At 67.2% G+C, this 15,463-nt stretch carries 11 protein-coding genes; 1 reads left to right on the top strand and 10 read right to left on the bottom strand.

All coding sequences use genetic code 11. From position 1 onward, the window contains the following. Positions 1-3: 3 nt before the first annotated feature. From K678_RS11075 to K678_RS11085, 3 genes are read right to left on the bottom strand one after another with little or no spacing between them, the layout of a single operon-like run. The gene (locus K678_RS11075) at positions 4-630 is read right to left on the bottom strand and encodes a hypothetical protein (protein ID WP_021132537.1); all 627 of its coding nucleotides are present in this window, start codon (positions 628-630) and stop codon (positions 4-6) included. Positions 631-686: 56 nt separating this feature from the next. After that, a complete protein-coding gene (locus K678_RS11080; protein ID WP_021132538.1) occupies positions 687-1,697 on the bottom strand; it encodes an alpha/beta hydrolase in 1,011 nt (336 codons plus the stop codon). Further along, a complete protein-coding gene (locus K678_RS11085) occupies positions 1,685-2,101 on the bottom strand; it encodes a bacteriohemerythrin (RefSeq protein ID WP_021132539.1) in 417 nt (138 codons plus the stop codon). The genes K678_RS11080 and K678_RS11085 overlap by 13 nt, the downstream gene beginning before the upstream one ends. A gap of 221 nt (positions 2,102-2,322) precedes the next feature. Here K678_RS11085 and glgC point away from each other — a divergent pair, with 221 nt between their 5' ends. Next, positions 2,323-3,606 carry a glucose-1-phosphate adenylyltransferase gene (gene glgC, locus K678_RS11090; protein WP_039852844.1) on the top strand — a complete coding sequence of 428 codons (1,284 nt, stop codon included), beginning with the start codon at positions 2,323-2,325 and terminating at the stop codon, positions 3,604-3,606. A gap of 113 nt (positions 3,607-3,719) precedes the next feature. On the opposite strand, the gene K678_RS11095 is transcribed toward glgC, so the two are convergent. The 7 genes from K678_RS11095 to K678_RS11125 form a co-directional block, all read right to left on the bottom strand. Continuing rightward, positions 3,720-5,921 carry a mechanosensitive ion channel domain-containing protein gene (locus K678_RS11095; protein ID WP_021132541.1) on the bottom strand — a complete coding sequence of 734 codons (2,202 nt, stop codon included), beginning with the start codon at positions 5,919-5,921 and terminating at the stop codon, positions 3,720-3,722. Between the two features lie 32 nt (positions 5,922-5,953). Further along, positions 5,954-6,622: a lipid-binding SYLF domain-containing protein gene (locus K678_RS11100; protein WP_021132542.1), complete on the bottom strand. Its 669-nt coding sequence runs from the start codon at positions 6,620-6,622 to the stop codon at positions 5,954-5,956. Between the two features lie 71 nt (positions 6,623-6,693). Next, positions 6,694-9,615 carry a double-strand break repair protein AddB gene (gene addB / locus K678_RS11105; protein WP_021132543.1) on the bottom strand — a complete coding sequence of 974 codons (2,922 nt, stop codon included), beginning with the start codon at positions 9,613-9,615 and terminating at the stop codon, positions 6,694-6,696. Positions 9,616-9,674: 59 nt separating this feature from the next. Next, positions 9,675-12,419, bottom strand: a complete 2,745-nt coding sequence (topA, locus tag K678_RS11110; protein WP_021132544.1) for a type I DNA topoisomerase — start codon at positions 12,417-12,419, stop codon at positions 9,675-9,677. A gap of 33 nt (positions 12,420-12,452) precedes the next feature. Further along, on the bottom strand, positions 12,453-13,580 hold the full coding sequence (gene dprA, locus K678_RS11115) for a DNA-processing protein DprA (RefSeq protein WP_039852840.1): 1,128 nt from the start codon (positions 13,578-13,580) through the stop codon (positions 12,453-12,455). A gap of 96 nt (positions 13,581-13,676) precedes the next feature. After that, a complete protein-coding gene (locus K678_RS11120; RefSeq protein WP_021132546.1) occupies positions 13,677-14,555 on the bottom strand; it encodes a 3-hydroxybutyryl-CoA dehydrogenase in 879 nt (292 codons plus the stop codon). Between the two features lie 48 nt (positions 14,556-14,603). Then, positions 14,604-15,463 (bottom strand): electron transfer flavoprotein subunit alpha/FixB family protein (locus tag K678_RS11125; protein WP_021132547.1); only part of this gene is annotated, 860 nt, incomplete at its 5' end.

Below are 15,463 nucleotides of genomic sequence, written 5' to 3' on the forward strand. Positions count from 1 at the left end.
GATTTAGTCGGGCCGGTTGGAGAAGCCGGGCGATTTCAGCAGCTTGCGTAGGCGGCGGTCGGCGACGGCGACGGCAAACTCGTCCGGGTTCTTGGGGTCGAGGAACATCAGGGTTTCGTGCTGCTCATCCTCCCAGATCAGCAGGCTGTCGCCTCCGGCATCGGGCTGGCCCAGCAGGTCGGTCAGCGACGTCGCCACCTTGTCCCAGCCATCGCGATGCGCCCACAGACTGGCGCGGGCAAGGCGATGCCGCCCGCCGCCGCCTTGTTCGACGAACAGCAGCCACAGCCGGGCCGGACCGGCCAGACTGGGGATCGAGGCCAAGTCCCACCCCGCGCCCGTACCGGGGCCAACGACGGTACAGAGCTTGACCCGGGATGAATCACGGCCGTTCTGCCGCTTCAGCAATTGAGGGTCGGCCAGCTTCAGGGTTTCTTCGTCGGCATCGCAGATCAGGCGCAAACCCTCGGGCAGCGCCATCGTCCGGACGTCTTCGAGCCGGGTTCCCAGGCCGGGCAGGCCAGGGGCAAGCGCGGAAAGCGCCCGCTGATCGGCCAGGGCCTTTCCCGGCTGACCCAGAACGATGGCCGAAAACACCAGCAACATGGCCAGCCAGATCCGCACCGGCATGGCGTTTCCTTTCTCGGTGACGACGGCGGGTAGTATGGCACGGCATCCTCATGCCGTCACCGTGTCTTGGCGGCGCGCTCGCTCGATTTCGCCAGGGCAAGGCTGTCGGCTCCCGACGGCAGCGCCGCCGCCGGATCGGCGGTCCAGGCGGCGATGTCGTCGATCACCCGCGCCGCCTGAAGGTCGCGCAGCAGCATGTGCCAGCCCTCGGGGTACAGCGCGGCGCGCTGGTCGCTCTCCCGCCGGGGCAGAGTGGCGACCGCATCCCACAGCGGGTCGGCGGGGATTACCTGATCCTTCTCGCCGTACAGCACCAAAGTTGCGACCGGCAGGCGGGCGATGTCGGCCTGGGCCGCATCCATCAGATCGACCAGCCCATGGATCGCATCGACCCGGGTCTCCTTGATCACCAGCGGATCACGCGACAGGGCACGCAGCATCTCGATATTGTCCGAGGGCTGAATTTCCAATCCCCGCCCGGTCAGGGTCAGCCCCGGCACCAGGGCGTTGGTCAGCCACAGAGCAAAACGCTGCACCGGCCCCATCGAATCGCGTCCCCACACCGCCGGGGCGGAGAGGATCGCTCCGGCGATCGCGGGCGGCGGCGGGGCCATCGTCAGCGCCTCGATCACCACCGCGCCGCCCATGCTCTCGCCCAGCAGGAACAGGGGCAGGCCGGGATGCGTCGCTGCCAGCAGGCGGGCGGCGGCCAGTGCGTCGGCGGCCATCGCACTCTTGTCCGACCATTGGCCGGGATGGGGGCCGCGCCCGAACCCGCGCTGGTCGAAGGCATAGGTGACGATGCCATGAGCGGCCAGCGCCGGGCCTACCGTGGCGAAGGCGTTGGAATAATCGTTCATCCCGTGCAGGGCCAGCACCACCGCGCGGGGGGCGCGGTCGGGGGGCGACCACACCCGCAGCGGCAGGTCGAGTCCATCGGCGGTATGGATGGCGTCCGCGCTCAGGGCTGGTTCCGTCTGCGGCGGCCCGGCCGGGTTGAGGTTGGCGACGCAGCCCCCCAGCATTGCGGCCGACAGCAGGGCGGCGGCAAAGGCTAGCCGCACCATGGCAGGATGCGGCCGCGCATCTTGCGGTCGACTTTGACGATGTGTTCGGAAATCCACACCATCAGAAACGAGCGGATCGTTTCGGCGGTAACGCGGGGATCATCCATCGGTTCAGTGCGAAACCGGGCGATGAAGGCGTCCAGGGTGCGGATCAGTTCGGCGTGCTGGCGGCGGTTCTCTTCGTAGCCTTCGTAGCCGACTTCGCGCTGAATTTCTTCCTCGCGGGCGAAATGTTCCCGCGCATACCTGTCCATCCGGCCGAGAATGTCGCCCAACACGTCGGTCCCGACGGCCGATCCGGCCCGGATGGCAAGATCGAGTTCACGCAGGATGGCGAACAAACCGCGATGATCGTCGTCGACCTGTTCGATCCCGACCTTCATCCCATCATGCCAAACGCCCACCCCGGTCTCCCTCTAAATTCACTCGCCTCACTGTTAATCCAACAGTAGTGTCGGGTTGGACGGATGGCAATGTCGGCTAGGCCATATGCTGGTTTTCACCTGTTATGCCCGGCCAGTCATTGTTGTCGCACCGCGATTTGTGGCAGGGTCACCTTCAACCCGGGGGGACGAATTCCCGGTGCCGATAGGTGCGATGAGGGGAGCACGTTTTGACGAACGATCTGGCAAACAGGGGTGTCGATCTCGAGGTAAACCAAAGGCTGCGAAAGACTTTGGCGCTGATACTGGCGGGAGGTCGCGGTTCCCGGCTGATGGATCTCACCGACTGGCACGCCAAGCCGGCTATTCCGTTCGCCGGTAAGTTTCGCATCATCGATTTCGCTTTGTCGAATTGCATCAATTCCGGCATTCGCCGGATCGGTGTTCTGACTCAGTACAAAGCCCATTCTTTGTTGCAGCATATCCAGCGCGGCTGGGGCTTCCTGCGCGGTGAATTCAACGAATTCATCGAGCTGTTGCCCGCGCAGCAGCGGACCGAGGGCGGCAATTGGTATCGCGGCACCGCCGATGCGGTGTATCAGAACCTCGACATCATCCGCGCCCACCGGCCCGAGCATGTGCTGATCCTGGCGGGCGATCACGTTTATAAGATGAATTACGGGCGGATGCTGGCCCAGCATCTGTCCAGCAAGGCTGATGTGTCGGTCGCTTGCATCGCGGTGCCGCGCGAGATTGCCTCGGGCTTTGGCGTGATGGCGATCGACGACGAAAACCGCATCGTCAGCTTCGACGAAAAGCCCGACAATCCCGCGCCGATGCCGGGGCATCCCGATCTGGCCCTGGCCAGCATGGGCATCTACATTTTCAATGCCTCGCTGTTGTTCGATTTGCTGGAGAAGGATTCCAGCTTTGCCGGCAGTTCGCATGATTTCGGCAAGGATCTGATCCCCAGCCTGATCGACAGCCATCGCGTCATCGCCCATCATTTCAGCGATTCGTGCGTGATGCATGACGGGGCGCAAGAGCATTACTGGCGCGACGTCGGCACCATCGACGCCTATTGGGAAGCCAATGTCGATCTGACCAAGGTGACGCCGTCGCTGAACCTGTATGACGATTCCTGGCCGATCTGGACCGATCAGCCCCAGGTGCCGCCCGCCAAGTTCGTCTTCGATTCCGACGACCGTCGCGGTATGGCGGTCGATTCCTTGCTGGCGGGCGGGTGCATCATCTCGGGCGCGGTGGTGCGCCGGTCGATGCTGTTCTCGAACGTTCGGGTCAATTCCTATTGCCTGGTCGAGGATTCGGTGGTGCTGCCCGGCTGCGACATCGGTCGCCACGCCCGTCTGACCAAATGCATCGTCGATCAAGGGGTGGTGGTGCCGCCCGGTCTGGTGGTCGGCGAGGACCCCGTGCTCGACGCCAGCCGCTTCTATCGCACCGAAAAGGGCATCACCCTGATCACCGCCGCCAAGCTGAAGGCGATGGAGAACGGCGAGGTCTGATCCTCACGCCGGGACCGGGGAACGCCCCCGGTTCCGATCCGATTATAGTCTGATCGTTACGACCAGCCCCGGGAGCCTTGTCCCGGGGCTGGTTTCGTTTCCGGCCCCAGGTCTCAGCGCGCCGGGGGCATCGAGGCAGCGGGAAGGGCGGCCGGGGCCTCAGCGACGTCCTGGCGGCCGATCCAGATCTGCTGCTGGGGAAAAGGGATCTCGATTCCCTCCGCCTCGAACCGCTTCTTGAGGCGGCGGTGGAATTCGCGCATCACCGCCCATTTCTCCGACGGCACCGTCTTCAGGCGGGCGCGGATCACCACCGAAGAGGCATCGAAGCGGTCGATGCCCTGGACTTCCATCGGATCGATGATCGCGTTCTGCCAGCGCGGTTCGGTCCGCATCTCGGCTGCGATCTCGCTGAGAACTTCGCCGACCCGGTCGCAATCGGCGCTATAGGACACCCCGATGTCGAACAGGGCGTAATTGAAGCCCTTGGTCAGGTTGATTGCAGTCGTCACCGCCCCGAACGGGATGGTGTGAACCGATCCCTGGACGTCGCGCAGACGGATGGCGCGGATCGAGATCGCCTCGACCACCCCGGAATGCTCGCCGATCTTGACCACATCGCCGACGGCGATGGTGTCCTCGAACAGGATGAAGGCCCCGGTGATGATGTCCTGCACCAGCTTTTGCGAGCCAAAACCGATTGCGATGCCGAGCACGCCCGCACCCGCCAGCAGGGGAGCGATATTGACCCCCAGTTCGGACAGGACGATCAGAGTCACCGCGATCAACAGGACGCCCATCACCACATTGCGGGCCAGCGGCAGCAGGGTCCGGGCCCGGCCCGAGCGCTGAAGCTGGTTGCCTTCGGAATCGGTGGCGCTGAGATAGCGTTCGATCGCGCTGCTGAAGACTTCCCACAGCACCAGAGCGATCACCAGCACCAGGGTGATGCTGATCCCCGAGGACAGCACCTGACGCCCGGCGGGCGAGGTCAGCAGCTTCAACGATTGCAGCCCCCAGGTCTGGGCCAGAGCCAGGATCGTTATCGCCGCGACGGTGCCGCGCAGCAGCAGATGCATCACCGGCAGGTAACGGTTGGCGCGGGCTTCGAGCAGGGGATAGCGTTCACGGACTTCCTGGCTGACGGCAAAGCCGCGCTCGATCAGGCGGCGCAGCAGCGAGGCCACCAGCCCGGCCACGACCAGGATCACCAGGGTCAGGATCGTGGCGCGCAGCATGAACTCGAAGCCGCCTTTGACCTGGACCGCCCACACTAGATAGATCGCCACCACCCACAGGATCGCCAGTACGTGCCAGATATCGGCCAGCCGGGTCCGCAGCATCTGGACATGCTGGCCGAACATCGGCTCGTCCGAGCCACGGCGCAGCAGGCCTGCCACCACCCGGCGGTTTTGCAGGATGAAGATCACCACCAGGGCGGTCATCGCCAGCCCGATCACCTTCAGGGTCAGGAAGGCGGCACCGGCCGGCATCCCCAACAGCCGGGGCGCGCTGGCCGCCAGCGGGCCGAACACCCCGACGACGGTGACGCGCTGGACCCAGATCTTGATGTATTCGGCGGTTTCGTCGTCGAACGACACCAGCCGCCGCAGCGGACTGCGCGACGACAGGACCAATTGCGTCGCCACATTGACCAACCGGACTGAGACATAGGCGACGATCACGGTCTGGGCGGCGACGATGCCGTTGCCCTTCAGCTCCAATTGCCAGATGGCGGCCCAGGCGCCCAGCCCGAACGCGGCCAGCGGGGCGAGGTCGCGCACCAGCCGCCCGGCCAGGGCATGGAGCGCGGGGGCCGCGCCCGGCATGACAGGACCGGGGGGATGGGCCTTGCGCCAGCGACGGATCGCAAAGGCGACGATCCGGTCGGCGATAATCCCCGCCGCCAGAATGACCCCCAACATCGTCAGAATCTGGCCCATCCGCTGGCGGGTCAATTGATCGGCCAGACGCTGGCCGACCGCCGCCGCCAGTTCAGGAGCGTCGCGGATGCTGTCGACCGCCTCCATCACCTGATCGCCGAACGCCCCGATCTGGTCGCTTAACCGCCCCAGCAAGGTTTCTTCCGGGGCGGGGTCGATCTCTTTCTGGGCGGCGATCAGGCTCTTCAACTGGCCGACCAGCCGGGCACGGGCGGACTCGTCCTCCAGAGTCGAAACCAGCCGCTCCAGATCGCGGGTGTCGGCCGAATCCGAGTCCGCCGCCAGGGCGGCGGCCGGACCGGCCAGAACGATCGCCAGAGACAGCAGGGCGAATAGCCGCCGCAGCGGGGTGAGGAACGAGGGAGGTACCATGAGGGGGTGTCCTGGAGACGGGGAAAGCGGGATCAGCGGGCGAGAATGTTGCGGAGCCGGTCAGCCTGGGGATTGTTGACCGCCCGGTTGTACAAAATGTCTTGGATCGTCGGGTTGCCGCCGTAATAGGCCGCATTCCAGGAATGGCGGGGCAGGATTCCGGCTCCGTCGAGGGTCAGCCCGCCATACAGCCCGACCGCGCGGGAAAAGGCATAGATGTCGGCCCCGACATGGGTGGTGGTCGCCGCCTCGGCCCCGGCCCCGACGACAGTCACCGCGACTCCGGCGCTGGCCCCGGTCTTGAAGCGGTTGTCGAGCACCGCGTTCAGGCCGCCGTCGGTCATGATGACATAGATCGCCTCGGCATCCTGCAAGCCGATCTGGAGACCAAAGCTGCCTGCCGCGATCGAGAAGAAGGCGGGGTCGCTCCACCCGCCGCTGCGGTCACGGACCAGCAGAAGGCCGGTGCCGTATTGCGCGCCGAAGAAGAAGCCGCCTTTGACCAGATCGGGAACGACCAGCACGCCGCGTGCCTTGGGCAACAGGTCGTTCATCGACTCGGCCATGCTGGGATCGGCCCGCAGCCGCTCGACCGTCGTTACGGCCCGATTGACCATTACGCTCTGGTCGGTGACGGTCTGGGCCTTTACCGCCGCCGGAATCAGCCAGGCGATCAGCGCCAGCGCGATCACTCCACGCATCGTCATTCTCCGAATTTTGAAACGAGAGGATACAGCAAGCACGCCAAGGGTTAGCAAAAGGTAAATTTTGCTTATTCCCCGTCCTCTTCGCCGCCGCTGGCCCATTCCCGCACCCGGGCAAGGTGGAGATAGTCGGAATATTTGGGGGCGTGCTCGGGATGCGGGCGGGCGGCATAGGGGGTGTTTTCGTCGTCGAACACCGCGACCAGCGCGCGCAGCCCGTCCAGCGCCTTGTCGGCCAGGGTGGCGGGGTCGGGGCCGGCGGCACGCTCCTCGCCGCCCGGATCGCCGCCTTTCAGCCGCCAATAGAGCAGACGGGCGGTCTCGGCGGCGCCAATCCCGGCAAAGCCGCCGCGCCGGGCGATCGCGGCTTCCAGCGGCAATTGCGGCGCATAGCCAGCGGCAACCTCGCGGATCGTCGGCGGCTGGCCGGTCTTGTAATCGATCAGTTCCAGCGTGCCGTCCTTGCGGCAATCGATCCGGTCGGCCTTGGCGATCAGGGTGAACGGCCCGGCGGGGGCATCGATCTCCAGCGCGCCCTTGACCTCGGCATGGATCGCGGCCAGATCGGGCCGCCGTTCGGCCTCGCGTACCGCCACCCATTCGGCGATGGCGACAAAGCGCGGCCACCAGAACGCCCACACCGAGGGCGAGGCCACCGCTTCGGCGAAAACCGCCCGCCCGATCGCGATCAGTTCGGCGGCGGGGTTGGGGGGCAGCCGGTCGGGAAACGCCTTCAGGAAGCGTTCCAGCGCCTGATGAACCATCGTGCCATATTCGGCGGCGCTGGCGTCGGCGTCGATCGGGTCCAGCGCCCTCAGCTTCAGGATTCGCTTGGCATAGATCGCGTAGGGGTCGCGCATCCAGGTCTCGATTTCGGTCACCGACGCCTGCCGGGGCCGGGCCGACACCGGCGGACGCGGCGCGGGCGGAGCCGGGCGCACCCACGCGCCGGGGCGGTCGAGCCGGTCGTGCCAGTCCAGCCATTGGCTGGTGTCCTCGGCAAAGGACAGCCCGCAAGCTTCCATCACCGCGTCAAGCCGGGTCAGCCAGCGTGACGGCACCGTCGGCGTGCCCTCGACCCGCCGCGCCCGGGTCAGCACGACGCGGGGGGCGGCGAAGCCTTGGGTGAAATCGTGGGCGGCCAGCCCGATCCGCCGTTCGGGCGGGGGCAGACCGAACGCGGCGCGCATCGGGCGGCTCATCCACGGATCGGCCTCGGCCGCGCCGGGCCAGGTTCCCTCGTTCAGTCCGCCCAGGATCAGCAGATCGGCTTGTTGCAACCGCGCTTCCAGCGGGCCCCAGATATGGAGGCGGGGGTGAGTCTCCCAGGTCGAGCGGACCACCGATCCCGCCATCAACTCGTCCAGCAGCGCCGGGTAATGCCGCCCGGCGATGGTGCCGAGCGCCGGGGCCGATTCGGTCAACTCGGCGGCAAAGCGGGCGGCGCCCTCTCCGGTCTCGCCCCCCCACAGCCGCAACGGCCCCTGGCGGTCGTCGCTGGTCGCCAGTGCCTCGGCGAATTCGAGATGGGCGCGGGCAAGATCGGCCAGCGCCGCCTCGGGGGCTTCCAGCAGGGTGACGAACGGCCCGGCCAGAATTTCCAGATCCTCGACCAGCCCGGTCAGGGCCGGGTCCTTGTCCTTCAGCGCGGCGCGCAGTCCGGCGGTTCCGGCGGCGGGGCGGGGGCCGTGCAGCACCGCGATTTCCAGCCGCCGCACCAGGGCACGGAAGGCGGCGGGATTGCGCCCGCCCGCCGCCAGCGGATGTTTGAGGCAGGCCAGCAACTCGATCGGGGCGAAGTCCTCGGCCACCATCCGGGCCGACAGGCGGAGAAACGCCCCCGGTTCGGTGAGGTCGAGCGGGCGGCCGGCCGAATCGTCGATGCGGATGTTCCAGCGCTGCAATTCGTCGGCGACGCGCCGGGCCAGGGCGCGGTCGGGGGTGACCAGGGCGGCGGTGCGGCCCTCGATCTCCAGCGCCTCGCGCAGCATCAGGGCGATCGCGCCCGCTTCCTCGCGCGGGCCGGGAGCGTCAAGCCGGGTTACCCCCGCGACGGTTTCGGGCGGAAGCGGAACCAGATCGCGCCACGCCTCGCAGGTGGCGGCAGGGCGCAGCGCCTCGGCCAGCAGCCGCACCCGCTCGGCACGCGGGTCGGGGGTGGACAGCAGCGGACGCACCGCGCTTCGCTCGATCCCGATCCGGGCCAGCACGTCCTTGAAGCCATATTGGGGATGGCTGGGGTCCAGCGCGGCCCAACTGGCCTCGTCGATCTCGGTGTCCAGACCGGGCAGCACCACCCGCCCCAGCGGCTGGGCGGCAATCGCGGCCAGCAGATCGGCGATGGCTGGGTTCGACCCGGTCGATCCGGCGGCAATGATCGGGTGGGTGGGCGGGGTCCGCGCCCAGGCGGCGATCCGGGCGGCGACGATCCGGTTCAGCCGCTCCGAGGGCTCGATCGCGCCGCGTTCAGCCAGGATCGGCGGCCAGACCTGGATCAGGATGGACAGGAAATCGAGGGTGACCTGCCAATGCGCGGCATGTTCTTCGGGAACCAGTGCTGCCAGCCCGGTGGGATCCAGCCGTTCGGCTCCGATCTCGTCCAGCAGCCGGGCCAGTTCGGTTGCCAGCCGCAAGGCCTGATCGGGCAACGGGGTCTGGCCGCCGCGGCCCGCTTGCATCGCCAGCACCAGCCGGGTCAGGGTCAGGCGGCGTTCCAGCGCGGGCAGGGCCGGGGGCACCTCGGGCGTTCCCGCCGGGTCGGGCTCGTCGGATTCCAGGCCGCCCAGCGGGGTCAGGCGCGGCAGCAGCAGCGGCCGCCCCCCGGTCAGGCGCAGGAAGGCATCGGACAAGGCGCGGCAGGCGCGTCGCGTCGGCAGCAACACCTCGAACCCGGCCAGGACCATCGGATCGTCCCCGGCCTCGGCCAGCAGGGACGCGGCCAGGGACTCGACGAAGGGCAGGCCGGGCGGAAGGGTGAACACGGCGGTCACGAGAGGTTCCCTCCGAATCCAGTGTGGTCTTGTCCTTCCGCTCCCACCGCCTGGGGCGATCAGGCCGGTTCGGTCGTCGTCTTCTTGGCCGGAGCCTTCTTGGCGGCCGGTTTCTTCGCGGTCGCGGCTTTGGCCGGGGCCTTCTTCGCCGCCGGTTTCTTTGCCGCCGCACCCTTGGCTGCGGGACCCTTGGCCGCCTTGGCGCGGATCAGGGCAATCGCCTCGTCCAGCGTCACCGACTCGGCCTGGCTGTCCTTGGGCAGGGTGGCGTGGACACCGTTGCACGAGGCATAGGGTCCATAGCGGCCCTGATGCAGCGTCACCGGCTTACCGTCCATCTCGCCCAGGGTCTTCAGCGGCGCGGCGGCACCGCGTCCGCCCTTGGGCTGGGCCAGCAATTCGACGGCGCGGTTCATCCCGATCGTCAGGACGTCGTCGTCCTTGGTCAGCGATTTATAGATTCCATCATGCAGCAGATAGGGGCCGAACCGCCCGACCCCGGCGCTGATCGTCTTCTGGGTCTCGGGGTGAGTCCCGATCTGGCGCGGCAGTTCGAGCAGGCGGCAGGCAATGTCCAGCGTCACGTCGGCCGGTTCCAGCCCACGATAGAGCGACACCCGCTTCGGCTTCGGCGCGGCGGCGGGTTTGGCCGCCTTGGGCTTCTTCGGGGCCTTGGCTTTCTTGCCCTTGGCCGGGGCGGATTCGGGGTCGGCGACCACGTCCGGCTCGGGCGCGGGTTCCGGCGGGGCCAGGGCCTTCAGGCTGGCCTCGTCGCCCAACTGGACGTAATGGCCATAGGGCCCCTTGCGCAGGCTGACCGCCAGACCGCTGACCGGATCGGTGCCCAACTCCTTCGGCCCCTCGCGGACCTCGTCCTCGCCCTCGCCGCCCGAGGTCAGCGGGCGGGTGAAGCGGCATTCCGGATAGGTCGAGCAGCCGATGAAGGCCCCGAACTTGCCCAGCTTCAGCGACAGGCGGCCGGTATGGCAGGTCGGGCAGGCGCGGGGGTCCTTGCCCGATCCGTCGTCAGGGAAGAAATGCGGCCCCAGCAATTCGTCGAGCGCGTCGAGCACCTGGGCAACGCGCAGATCGCGGGTGTCCTCGACCGAGGCGGAAAACGCTTTCCAGAAGCCGTCGAGAACCGTCTTCCAGTCGATCCGCCCCCCCGAGACGTCATCAAGCTGGTTTTCCAGTTCGGCGGTGAAATTGTATTCGACGTAGCGGCCGAAAAAGCTTTCCAGGAAGGCGGTGACGAGACGGCCGCGATCCTCGGGCACGAAGCGGCGCTGGTCGAGCCGGACGTAATTGCGGTCCTGCAACACCGAAATGATCGAGGCATAGGTCGAGGGACGCCCGATCCCCAGTTCCTCCAGCCGTTTGACCAGACTGGCTTCGGTGAAGCGGGGCGGCGGCTGGGTGAAATGCTGTTCGGCGCGCAGATCCTTGCGCTCCATCGCATCGCCCTCGGTGACGTCGGGCAACAGCTTCTCGGCGTCCTCGTCGTCGGAATCGTCGCGGTCTTCGCGATAGACCTTCAAGAAGCCGTCGAACACCACCACCGAGCCGGTGGCGCGGAACACCACAGCGCGGTTGTCGCCGTCGATATCGACCGCGACCTGATCGAGTTCGGCCGAGGCCATCTGGCTGGCCAGGGTCCGCTTCCAGATCAGCTCGTACAGCCGCAACTGGTCGCGGTCGAGATGACGGGCGACGTCCTCGGGGCGCCGCGACAGATCGGTCGGGCGGATTGCTTCGTGGGCTTCCTGCGCGTTCTTGGCCTTGGTCTTGTAGACGCGGGGGGCCGAGGGAACATAGGCATCGCCAAAGGTCGCCCCGATCACGGCGCGCGCACTGGCGATCGCCTCGGCGGCCATCTGCACGCCGTCGGTACGCATATAGGTGATGAGACCGACCGTCTCGCCGCCGATATCGACACCTTCATACAGGCGCTGGGCCAATTGCATCGTCCGCGCCGCGGCAAGGTGCAATTTGCGGCTGGCTTCCTGTTGCAGGGTCGAGGTGGTGAAGGGCGGGAAAGGATGGCGCTTGGCCCGCTTGCGCTCGACCTCCGACACCTTGTAGGCGGCGGTCGCGGCGCGGGCCTCGGCGGCACGGGCGGCGGCTTCGTTGGGCAGGTCGAACTTGTCGAGCTTGCGTCCGTCGAGGTGGGTCAGACCCGCCGACAGCAGCGCTCCCTTCGGCGTCAGGAAGTCGGCGCCGAGCGTCCAATATTCGCGGGCGGTGAAACTTTCGATCTCGGATTCGCGCTGGCAGATCAGCCGCAGCGCCACCGATTGCACTCGCCCGGCCGAGCGTGAGCCCGGCAGCTTGCGCCACAGCACCGGCGACAGGGTGAAGCCAACCAGATAATCCAGCGCGCGCCGGGCCAGATAGGCATCGACCAGTTCCTGATCGATGTCGCGCGGATTGCGCATCGCATCCAGCACGGCGGTCTTGGTGATCTCGTTGAACACCACCCGCTTGACCTCGACGCCCTTCAGCGCCTTGCGGTCTTCCAGCACCCGTTTGACATGCCACGAAATCGCCTCGCCCTCGCGATCCGGATCGGTGGCGAGGAACAGATGGTCGGCACCCTTGACCAACGAGGTGATTTCTTTGACGTGGCGTTCGGATTTGGGGTCGATTTCCCAATCCATCGCGAAATTCTCGTCGGGACGGACAGAACCGTCGCGAGCGGGAAGGTCGCGGATATGGCCGAACGAGGCCACCACCTGGAAATCGCTTCCCAGGTACTTGTTGATTGTCTTGGCCTTGGCCGGAGACTCGACGACGACGATTTTCATCCGAACCCAATCACCTTGGCAAGGCCGCCCGGATCACCCGATCAAAAGCGACACCCGATTGCCGGGGTGGCGGTCGAGGCGGCCAGCTAGTTCCAATTCCAGCAGCACCCAAGACACCACGGAGGGAGACAATTGGCACTGGCGGATGATTTCGTCAACCGTCACCGGAGTCGGACCCAACAGCTCGGTGATCGACAGGCGGGCTTTTGCCGCCTCGTCCTCGCCCGGCGGCGGGGCGAGAGCAGGGCGAAACCCGCCCCGATCCGGCTCGGACAGGGGGCGGCGGATCAGGTCGGACAGCACCGCCATCACGTCGTCGGCACTGGCGGTCAGGGTCGCGCCGTGACGGATCAAATCGTTCGGACCGGCGGCGCGGGGGTCGAGCGGCGAGCCCGGCACCGCGAATACCTCGCGTCCCTGGTCGGCGGCCAGCCGGGCGGTAATCAGCGAGCCGGAGCGGGCGTTGGCCTCGACCACCACCACTCCCAGGGCAAGGCCCGAGATAATCCGGTTGCGGCGGGGAAAGTGGCTGGCCTGCGGCTCGGTTCCCGGCGGCATTTCCGAAACCAGCGCTCCGGCTTCGGCGATCTGTTTCCACAGACCGGCGTTTTCCGGCGGATAGACGATATCGACGCCGCCCGCCTGGGCCGCCACCGTGCCGGTGGCCAGCGCGCCTTCGTGGGCGGCGGTGTCGATGCCCCGCGCCAGCCCACTCGACACCACCAGACCGGCCCGGCCCAGATCGGCGGCAAGGCGGCGGGCGAGATTGCGGCCGTTCAGCGAGGCGTTGCGGGCGCCCACCATCGCCACCGTCGGCCGGTTCAGCAGGCTGACCGCGCCGATCACTGAAATCAGCGGCGGCGCATCGTCGGTTTCGGCCAGCAGGCGGGGATAGGCCGGTTCGATCCGGGCGATCAGGCGCGCGCCCACCCGCTCGGTGGCGACGATCTCGCGTTCCGCCTCGGCGCGGGGACACAGCCGAATGGCGCGGCGCAGGCCGCCTTTTGCCGCCAGATGCGGCACGGCGTCCAGTGCGGCGGCGGCCGAGCCGAACCGTTCCAGCAACCGGGAGAAGGTGCGCGGGCCGACATTCTCGCTGCGGATCAGGCGCAGCCAGTCCAATCGTTCAGAGGCCGAAAGCGTGCGGAGTGGTGCATCCATCTGGCGAGCATGGCGCGAGGGATGGGGGCGGTCAAGGGGCGGATGGGATATCGGGGTGACGCAGGGGGGGCGGGGCTGGCCCGTCCCCCGACGCAATCAGCGGGTCGGGACCGGGGTCTCGCCCGAATAATCGTAGAAGCCGCGTCCGGTCTTGCGACCGAGCCAACCGGCTTCGACATACTTCACCAGCAACGGGCAGGGACGGTATTTGGTGTCGGCCAGACCGTCATGCAGCACCTGCATCACCGCCAGGCAGGTGTCGAGTCCGATGAAATCGGCCAGTTCCAGCGGCCCCATCGGGTGGTTGGCCCCCAGGCGCAGCGCGGTGTCGATGCTGCTGACCGAGCCGACGCCTTCGTACAGGGTGTAAACCGCCTCGTTGATCATCGGCAGCAGGATGCGGTTGACGATGAAGGCGGGGAAGTCCTCGGCCGCGACCGGCTTCTTGCCCAGCGTCAGGGTCATCTCGCGGACCTGGGCAAAGGTGTCTTCGCCGGTGGCGATGCCGCGGATCAGCTCGACCAGCTGCATCGCCGGAACCGGGTTCATGAAGTGCATGCCCATGAAGCGGGACGGGCGGTCGGTCGATGCCCCCAGGCGGGTGATCGACAGCGACGAGGTGTTGGTGGCGACCAACGCCTCGGGCCGCAGTTCGGGACACAGTTTCTGGAAGATCGCCCGCTTGATCTTCTCGTCTTCGGTCGCTGCCTCGATCACCAGATCCGAATCGCGGAAATCGGCGTAATCACAGGTCGTCTTGATCCGCCCCAGGGTGGCGGCCTTGTCGGCCTCGGTGATCTTTCCCTTCGATACGGCGCGATCGAGATTGCGGCTGATCACCGCGATCCCCTTCGCCAACGCCTCTTCGCTGATATCGAGCAGGACAAGGTCGAACCCGGCGGCGGCGCAAACCTGGGCGATGCCGCTGCCCATCTGGCCTGCACCGATGACACCGATATGTTTGATGACGGCCATGGACATGTTCTCCCGCATGAGGGGCGTTGGCTGGGGTGGGGACGTGGCTTAGTCGAGGGCGGCGGACAATTCCGGCAAAGCCTTGAACAGATCGGCGACCAGACCGTAATCGGCGACCTGGAAGATCGGGGCCTCTTCGTCCTTGTTGATCGCGACGATGACCTTCGAATCCTTCATGCCCGCCAGATGTTGGATCGCGCCGGAAATGCCGACGGCGATATAGAGATCGGGGGCGACGATCTTGCCGGTCTGACCAACCTGGAAATCGTTGGGGACGAAGCCGGCATCGACGGCGGCGCGCGAGGCCCCGACGGCGGCACCCAGCTTGTCGGCGATCGCTTCGAGCAGGTGGAAATTGTCACCCGATTGCATGCCGCGACCGCCCGAGATCACGATCCGGGCGCTGGTCAGTTCGGGGCGCTCCGACTTCGACAATTGGGCATCGACGAAGCGCGACTGCGCGGGCAGGCCGGGCACCGCAACCGCTTCGGTCGCGGCGGCTCCGCCGGTGGCGGCGGCGGGTTCGAACCCGGTGGCGCGCACGGTGATGACCTTGATCGCGTCGGTCGAGCGCACCGTCGCCAGCGCGTTACCGGCATAGATCGGACGAACGAAGGTGTCGGGGGCGACCACCGCGACGATTTCCGACACCTGGGCGACGTCGAGCAACGCGGCGACGCGGGGCAGAACGTTCTTGCCGGTGGTGGTGGCGGCGGCCAGCACATGGCTGTAGGCAGGGGCCAGCGCGACGATCAGCGCCGCCAGCGGCTCGGCCAGCGGATGGGCCAACGCCTCGGACTCGGCCACCAGCACCTTGGCGACACCCGCGACCTGGGCGGCGGCGGCGACAACCGGACCAACGCCCGATCCGGCGACCAGCAGATGGACATCGCCCCCCAGCCGGGCAG

Source organism: Magnetospirillum fulvum MGU-K5 (assembly GCF_000442515.1).
GTDB lineage: Bacteria > Pseudomonadota > Alphaproteobacteria > Rhodospirillales > Magnetospirillaceae > Phaeospirillum > Phaeospirillum fulvum_B.

What these genes read in the sequence shown, in the direction of transcription:
- topA (WP_021132544.1), bottom strand. Translation starts at nt 12,419, where the DNA reads ATGAAAATCGTCGTCGTCGAGTCTCCGGCCAAGGCCAAGACAATCAAC.
- K678_RS11080 (WP_021132538.1), bottom strand. Translation starts at nt 1,697, where the DNA reads ATGGTGCGGCTAGCCTTTGCCGCCGCCCTGCTGTCGGCCGCAATGCTG.
- K678_RS11095 (WP_021132541.1), bottom strand. Translation starts at nt 5,921, where the DNA reads ATGGTACCTCCCTCGTTCCTCACCCCGCTGCGGCGGCTATTCGCCCTG.
- dprA (WP_039852840.1), bottom strand. Translation starts at nt 13,580, where the DNA reads ATGGATGCACCACTCCGCACGCTTTCGGCCTCTGAACGATTGGACTGG.
- K678_RS11120 (WP_021132546.1), bottom strand. Translation starts at nt 14,555, where the DNA reads ATGGCCGTCATCAAACATATCGGTGTCATCGGTGCAGGCCAGATGGGC.
- K678_RS11075 (WP_021132537.1), bottom strand. Translation starts at nt 630, where the DNA reads ATGCCGGTGCGGATCTGGCTGGCCATGTTGCTGGTGTTTTCGGCCATC.
- K678_RS11100 (WP_021132542.1), bottom strand. Translation starts at nt 6,622, where the DNA reads ATGCGTGGAGTGATCGCGCTGGCGCTGATCGCCTGGCTGATTCCGGCG.